The organism is Paenibacillus sp. 3LSP (genome assembly GCF_032465655.1).
Lineage (GTDB): Bacteria > Bacillota > Bacilli > Paenibacillales > Paenibacillaceae > Fontibacillus > Fontibacillus barengoltzii.
Genome location: NZ_JAWDJI010000120.1, coordinates 1 through 6,862, shown reverse-complemented (window position 1 = coordinate 6,862; position 6,862 = coordinate 1). Strand labels below are relative to the sequence as shown.

The following is a 6,862-nucleotide window of genomic DNA, read 5'->3' as shown; positions in this document are numbered from 1 at the left end:
ACAAGGGGTTATACCCCAAGAGCAAACCACCCGTTGGACGGGTGGTTATGATTTCCGAAAAGAAGGAAGATTAACCCCATTTGAAGGAGGCTTTCCCTTGGAAAGATTTTCACTAAGCACATTGGAATATGAAAGCATCAAACAGGAATTGCTGAGATATGCAGTATCTTATGCTGGTCGAAAACGCATCGAAGAGCTCGCACCGATGATGGAGAAGCGGGCCGTCGAGCGGGCGATGGCGGAAACGGCGGAGGCGCTTGCCCTGTATGGAAAAGGAGCCAGTGTCCCGCTGCCTTCGCTGGAAGGGATCGAGCAGGTCGTCTCTTTGCTGGGCAAAGGCTATCTGTTCACAGAGCAGGATTTGACGGCGGTGCAGATGTTCCTGCACAGCTGCGGGCAGCTTAAGAAATATATGGCCGCCAAAGGCGAGCTGGCCTGGAGAATCGGCGTCTATGCGGCGGATTTGCAGGACTCGCCTGCTCTGCAGCAGGAGATTCTCCGCTGCATCCGGCACGGAGTGATTATGGATGACGCCAGCCGGGAGCTGGAGAAGGTACGCAAAAAAATCAGCATCGTCAAAGAGCGGATCCAGAAGCGGATTCAGGCCGTCATGGCTCGGCATGCTTCGATTTTGCAGGAGAACATCGTCAGCGTGCGCGGCGGCAGATATGTGATTCCGGTGAAAAAAGACTACTACAAGCAAGTTAACGGCCGGATGCTGGACCAATCGACCAGCGGGCAGACCGCGTTCATCGAACCGCAGGAGGTTGCTGCCTTGCAAGGCGAGCTGGAGCTGCTTCAAGGCGAAGAGGCGCGGGAGGAAGCGAAAATCCTCGGATACCTCGCCGGATTGGTCGAGCGGGAAGCGGCTGATCTGATTCGGAATATCGAGATTACAGGGTTGTATGACTTTATTTTTGCCAAGGCGAAATACGCGGCGGCGATCGGCGGGATCGAGGTGCAGCTCAGCGAGACCGGAGAGACGGTGATTTGCGGGGCCAAGCATCCGAAGCTGCTGCAATCGATGGTTCCCCTGGATATGGCGATCGGAAGAGAGTACCGGACGCTGATTATCACCGGCCCCAATACCGGCGGGAAGACGGTCGTTCTGAAGACGTTTGGCCTGCTGACGTTGATGGTGCAGTCGGGGCTGCTGGTACCGGTATCACCGGGCAGCCGCTTTGCGGTGTACCAGGGCATTCGCGCTGTCATCGGGGACGGTCAGAACCTGGAACAGTCGCTCAGCACGTTCTCCGCTCAGATTGGCGCACTGGTGCAAATTCTGAAGGAGGCGGGGCCTGCAACCCTGGTGCTGGTCGATGAGCTGGCGGCGGGGACCGATCCCGGCGAAGGGATCGCCTTGTCGATCGCGATTCTTGAAGAGTTCGCCCGGAAAGGGTCAACGGTTATGGTCACGACCCATTTCAACGAACTCAAGACGTTCGCCTCCCGGGCGGAAGGATTTGAGAACGCGCGGATGGAATTCGACGCCGAGACGTTGCGTCCGCTGTACCGGCTGACCATCGGGCAATCCGGCCGCAGTTATGCGATCGAAATTGCCCGCAAGCTCGGGATGTCCGGCGGGATCATCGAACGCTCGCAGCATATCGTCAGCCGCCAGCAATCCCCCGATGGCTCTGGCAGCGGCGGTCTGCGCTGGGATGAGATCGTTCCGGCGAAGCCGGCATCAGAAGCGAGAGATGGGCGAGGCAAGGCGTCTTCTGTGCCCTGGAACTCGCGAGAAACGGGACAGCGGGAGAAGGAGGCGGGAGTGACGGCACAACCGGAAGCCTTGCGAGCAGGCTTGAACGGTCAAAGAACGGAGGACGGAGGGGGCGCAGGTCAACCCGCTGACGCCGGGGCGTTAACCGGAGAAGCAGCCCTTTCGCTTCCCCGCAAGTTTGAGGTGGGTGACGCCGTTCTCGTCACCTCCATCGGGAAGATTGGCATCGTCGTGGAACCGCCGGATTTGCGCGGTATGGCGTTAGTTCAGGTCCAGAAGCAGAAAATCAAGGTGAACCATAAACGCTTAAAGCCATATCTCAAGAGCGAGTCTCTGTATCCGGAGGATTACGACTTGGACATCGTCTTCGATTCGAAGGAAAACCGGAAAAAGCGCAAGCTGATGAGCAAACGGCACGTGGAAGGATTAATGATCATTAAGAAACCGGGGGAGGATGGACTTTGAACGGGAATTAGCCGGCGTCGGCGCCGGGTATAGGTGAAAAAGCGCGAGCTTAGATGGCCGTTTCGTTTGGCCCTAGGCTCGCGCTTTCGTTTACTTGTGGCGGGGAAAAAACTGCAAAAGTGCAGGCTTTTTCTGCTCATTCCCGGAAATTTGGCGTTTTGAGCGAGAAAAACTGCACTTTTGCAGGAATCGTAACCTGGCGCAGTCAGTGTAAGCTTCGGTTATCCGTCTTTAAGCGGGAACTGGCAGCTGTTGAACCAGCGTCGCCACGAATTGCTCAAGGAACGCTTGGTCTTCCGCGTCAAACCGACCTTTCCGCGGACTATCGATGTCCAGAACGCCGATCAGCTGGTCCTCCTTCACGATGGGCACGACGATCTCGCTGTTGGATGCTGCATCACAGGCAATATGGCCCGGGAAAGCGTGGACATCTTCCACCCGCAGCGTTTCGCGGCGTTCTGCACTGGTGCCGCAGACTCCTTTGCCAAGCGGGATCCGAATGCAGGCCGGTAGGCCCTGAAACGGTCCGAGCACGAGCTCGTTGCCGTCGTATAAGTAAAAGCCCACCCAGTTGATATCGTCCAGGTAATGGTTCAACAGGGCAGCCGCATTAGCTAAATTGGCTACCTGGTTCGTTTCTCCGCTGATGAGAGCTTGAAGCTGCGACAAGACAGCTTGCTGCTGCTCTTTGCGGGTACCGCTATATTCATTGGCATGAAACATGCATCATTCCTCCTTAAAACTGACGGCGTGATCAGGTTGCCGGCAGCGATAGGTCTATTATAAAGGAGTTTTTTGTCGAGTGATAGCACCCAGATGGTAAGGGAGCGTTAAAATCTTACAAAGTCCGACACTGAGTGCTATTTTTTATCAAATTTGCAAAATATGTTTTTTGGCATCATGCGATAAAATAGGGACAAGATTAATGAAAAGGTGATATTTATGGTACCTCAATCTCTCCGAAGCGCAAGCCGTACCAATAATAAAATCAGCAACGACTTGAAGGCAACCATCGAGCATCTGCGTATGGAGTTGATGAATGCCGCTACCCAAGATGACTTCAGCAGCGGCACCATTCTGGAATTAAGCCAGCGTCTGGATCAGTATATCGTGATGGCCCAAAGTCAAATGCTTGGCAAATAAGCGGTCGCCTCAGGCATTTCTGCGCCAAGAGCCTTCTCGATGAAGGCATGGACCACCTCGGTATACCGCTTCGGATTGATGCCGTATGCATTGGCATGAACCGCGCCTTCCACGAGCAGCAGTTCTTTAGGTTCAGGCTTCACTTGATACATCTCCCGGCTCATATAAGTGGGAACGTAGTTGTCCTCCGTCCCGTGGATAAACAACACCGGCAGCGTGCTGTTCTCAACGGCTTTAATCGGGCTGACCTGATGCAGACGGAAGCCGGCTTTGCGATGCAGCAACTTATCGACCAGCGGCAAGAGCGGTTTGGCTGGAAGCTTGTTCAGCTTGCTGATCTGATGTCGAATGAGCTCTGTCAAATCCGAGTAAGGGCAGTCCGCGATCACAAATCTCACGTTTGGATGGGCGATGGTAAGATACTCCAGCACCGTTCCACCCCCCAACGATTGGCCATGCAGGCCGATCACACTCTTTTCCCCGTAATTCTCCAAAATCCAGTTGACCCAGGCTTGGACATCGTATTTTTCCTGATATCCATAGGTCGTGTAATCCCCCTCGCTGCCGCCATGTCGACGTTGATCGACCAGCAGAATGTTAAACCCTGCCTTCCGGAACACGTCAATGTATTGCGTGGAAGCGAGCAAGGAAACCGTATAGCCGTGGACGATGATCATCCAGCGTTGGCTTCCCGGAAACAGTTCCAGAACATACCCGTTAAGCTTCAGCCCATCTCGGGATCGGACTTGAACTTGTCGTTTCGGCAGCCGTTCGAATTGGTCGCGCGTAAATACCCCGGTTCGTTCCAAATACTCGTAGATGCTCTCGTTCGTCTGCAGTCGCATCTGGGTGATTTGGCGCACCGCAAAACGCGGCAGACCAGTTACGAATGCCAAAACAATCAGCATGAAAAACAAAATAACGATCGTAAATACCATGTTGCTGGTTCCTCCTTGCGAGCCTATCCATGAAGCTCTCTTACGCTTTTATAGTATCACCGAAAAGTTGGAAGGAAAATCGCCGCAGGGAAAATTTCTCCTGTCCCTTTGACGTGCCCATTCCGATATGATTAGCTAGTTAAAGATGCTGCGATCCATGACCACAAGTGGAAAGGGAGGAAGGCGAACGTGTACAAATGCGGCGGAGACATACCTGTGCTGGAAAGCGAACGGCTGCGGCTGCGGCGGATGGAGCGAAGCGATGCCGAGGTGATGTTTCGGTATTGGAGCGATCCGGAAGTCACTAAGTATATGAATGTTCCACCGTTTGCTTCGGTGGAGGATGCTTGGGAAATGATTAACCTGCTGAACGGTTTATCCGAGAGCGAGGATGCGCTCCGTTTCGGTATTGAGCTGAAGGAAGAACAGAAGCTGATCGGCAGCTGCGGTTATAATGTTTGGGAGCTGGCCGGGGCTTATCGCGGGGAAATCGGCTATGACCTGGGCCGCGAATATTGGGGGCACGGGTATATGTCGGAGGCGCTGCGAATGTTGCTTGCGTACGGCTACGAGACGATGGGACTGAACCGGATTGAAGCGCTGGTCGATCCGCGCAACGACGCTTCCCGTAAATTGCTGAAAGGATTTGGGTTTGTGGAAGAGGGGTTGCTTCGGGAATATCAGAAGACGGAGAAAGGTTTTGTGGATTTGTTGATGTATTCTTTGTTGAAGAAAGAGTATTACTCGGGAGGAGCAACTTAAGCGATGAGGAAGTCTGAGCAGAAATATAGCGGCGGCCTGCTGCACCGCTTGGATCCGCTAAGCAAGCTGGTCGCGTTAGCTTGTATTGCTACGCTTGCCATGCATTGGGACGAGCTGGAGCGGCAGGTGATCTTGTTGCTGGCATTGGCAGCGGGGGCCAAGCTGGGGGCCGGAATCGGCTGGGGGCGGTTATTGCGGCGTATCGCCTGGATTTTGGGCTTTGGCCTGCCGTTATTTGTGGTTACTGCGCTGGCGGTGCAGCTTCAAGAGGGAGGTGCCGGAGGCGGAGGAATCCTGCCGATTTCAGGCCATGCGCTGGAGGACGCTGCCGCCGTGACGTTGCGGCTGGTGAATTTATTTTTGTCCTCGCTGGCGTATATTGGATCCACGAATCCCAAGGATTTTGTTGTGATGATGTCGACTCGTTTAAAGCTGCCTTACCGGTTCGTATTTGGCGTATCGCTGGCAATGACGTTCTTGCCGTTACTTGCGGAGGAAGGAAGACAGGCGGCCGCCGCCCGTAAACTTCGGTTGGGTCGCAAACCGCGGGGGATTGCCGAACGGCTAGCGCAGTGGCGGGGCCAGTTGGTCACGGTGTTCACCGGGGCGATCCGCCGTGTGGAACAAACCGCAGGAGCGATGGATGTGAAGGGATTTGGTGCGTATCGGGAGCGTACGTTTTTGCGGGATGTACCGCTGAAGGCGGCGGAGGTATGGACGATGCTGGCAAGCTTGGTGCTGACGGCGGGCCTGTGGATGCTGTAACAGAATTTGACTCGTTGGAGGGCGGTTTTTACAGACATGCAGGCCCTGTGGGTAAGGGCAGTTCCGGCTTTAATTTGAAAAAAGGACTTGACGCGAGTTGATTGTTAACCTAGATTATTAATTGTGGTTAACAATTGTCGCGCTGAATAGGGGATTGCCTGGGGAGTACGCAAATATGTATGAAATTTCGAATACAATTTGTCCGAAAGTTGTGAAACAGTCGAAATGTATATGATTTTTCGAATACATTGGGCTGTAATGCGGGGATAAGCCTGTAATGTACTCGATTTTTCATATAGAATTTGGCGAATTGTCTGGGGAGCACTCAAATATGTATGAAATTTCGAATACAATTCGCCCCAAAGGTAGTAAAACGCAGAAATGTAGTGTGATTTTTCGAATGGATGAGAGGATGGTTCAAGTGAAAGAGAGAAGTTCCGGCAAAGTGCTTCAGCGCTTTACGACGCTTGATATTGTGCTTATGGCGATGTTGGCCGCAGCGAACGCGGTCATGACAGTGTTTCTGTCTCCGGTGAACCAGGCGCTGAATGGGCTGGGGGGACCGATCCTCACCTCAACGATTACCGGTTTGTATATGATTTATGGCTTGCTGGCGTATTATATCATCCGCAAACCGGGGACAGCTCTGATCACTTATGGGATCGGTGCGGTTGTCCAAGCGTTTATGGGAACGGCCTATGGCATTTTATCTTGTTTTGTGGCTGCGGCTTGTTATTTGGTGATTGTGGAAGCCGCTTTTGCCCTTGTTCGTTATAAAAATTGGAGCTTGCCAATGCTGCTGATTACCGGCGGGGCGATGGTGCCGTTGTGGTTCTTTTTTGCGGCGCAAATGTATGGTTACACGAAGTGGGGCATAGATGTCCTGCTGATCGCCCTCGTCGTTCGGGTACTCAGCGGCATGATCCTATGCGGGCTGTTGGTCAAGCTGCTCGGCGATGCGCTGGCGAGCAGCGGGCTGCTGCGCCGCTTCGCGGTCGGCGGCCGGGCGGAGGCAACAACAATACCCGGAAGAGCTAAATCACGAATTTGCTGCGCTTTTTCCATC

7 protein-coding genes are annotated in these 6,862 nt (G+C 53.7%); 5 read left to right on the top strand and 2 right to left on the bottom strand.

Annotated features, from left to right (window positions below; genetic code table 11):
- The first annotated feature begins 97 nt into the window (after positions 1 to 97).
- Positions 98 to 2,188, top strand: coding sequence for an endonuclease MutS2 (locus RW092_RS09680; protein WP_316010085.1), 2,091 nt, complete (start codon positions 98 to 100; stop codon positions 2,186 to 2,188).
- Positions 2,189 to 2,419: 231 nt separating this feature from the next.
- Here RW092_RS09680 and RW092_RS09675 read toward each other — a convergent pair whose 3' ends face one another.
- Positions 2,420 to 2,911 (bottom strand): GAF domain-containing protein, encoded by a 492-nt coding sequence (locus RW092_RS09675; protein WP_028538060.1) that lies wholly within the window; start codon positions 2,909 to 2,911, stop codon positions 2,420 to 2,422.
- 219 nt (positions 2,912 to 3,130) lie between these two features.
- Between RW092_RS09675 and RW092_RS09670 the strand changes: the two genes are divergently transcribed.
- Positions 3,131 to 3,331 carry an aspartyl-phosphate phosphatase Spo0E family protein gene (locus tag RW092_RS09670; RefSeq protein ID WP_016313590.1) on the top strand — a complete coding sequence of 67 codons (201 nt, stop codon included), beginning with the start codon at positions 3,131 to 3,133 and terminating at the stop codon, positions 3,329 to 3,331.
- On the opposite strand, the gene RW092_RS09665 is transcribed toward RW092_RS09670, so the two are convergent.
- Positions 3,313 to 4,269: an alpha/beta hydrolase gene (locus RW092_RS09665; RefSeq protein WP_051416839.1), complete on the bottom strand. Its 957-nt coding sequence runs from the start codon at positions 4,267 to 4,269 to the stop codon at positions 3,313 to 3,315. The two genes, RW092_RS09670 and RW092_RS09665, sit on opposite strands and share 19 nt — an antisense overlap.
- A 249-nt stretch (positions 4,270 to 4,518) precedes the next feature.
- Here RW092_RS09665 and RW092_RS09660 point away from each other — a divergent pair, with 249 nt between their 5' ends.
- The 3 genes from RW092_RS09660 to RW092_RS09650 form a co-directional block, all read left to right on the top strand.
- Positions 4,519 to 5,031, top strand: a complete 513-nt coding sequence (locus RW092_RS09660; protein ID WP_232228292.1) for a GNAT family N-acetyltransferase — start codon at positions 4,519 to 4,521, stop codon at positions 5,029 to 5,031.
- 3 nt (positions 5,032 to 5,034) lie between these two features.
- Positions 5,035 to 5,796: an energy-coupling factor transporter transmembrane component T family protein gene (locus tag RW092_RS09655; protein WP_316010084.1), complete on the top strand. Its 762-nt coding sequence runs from the start codon at positions 5,035 to 5,037 to the stop codon at positions 5,794 to 5,796.
- 412 nt (positions 5,797 to 6,208) lie between these two features.
- On the top strand, positions 6,209 to 6,862 hold a 654-nt coding region (locus RW092_RS09650), incomplete at its 3' end, for an ECF transporter S component (protein WP_316010086.1).

Excerpts from the sequence above, each read along its gene's own strand:
- RW092_RS09660 (WP_232228292.1), top strand. The coding sequence starts at position 4,519 with ATGGAGCGAAGCGATGCCGAGGTGATGTTTCGGTATTGGAGCGATCCG.
- RW092_RS09670 (WP_016313590.1), top strand. The coding sequence starts at position 3,131 with ATGGTACCTCAATCTCTCCGAAGCGCAAGCCGTACCAATAATAAAATC.
- RW092_RS09655 (WP_316010084.1), top strand. The coding sequence starts at position 5,035 with ATGAGGAAGTCTGAGCAGAAATATAGCGGCGGCCTGCTGCACCGCTTG.
- RW092_RS09665 (WP_051416839.1), bottom strand. The coding sequence starts at position 4,269 with ATGGTATTTACGATCGTTATTTTGTTTTTCATGCTGATTGTTTTGGCA.
- RW092_RS09675 (WP_028538060.1), bottom strand. The coding sequence starts at position 2,911 with ATGTTTCATGCCAATGAATATAGCGGTACCCGCAAAGAGCAGCAGCAA.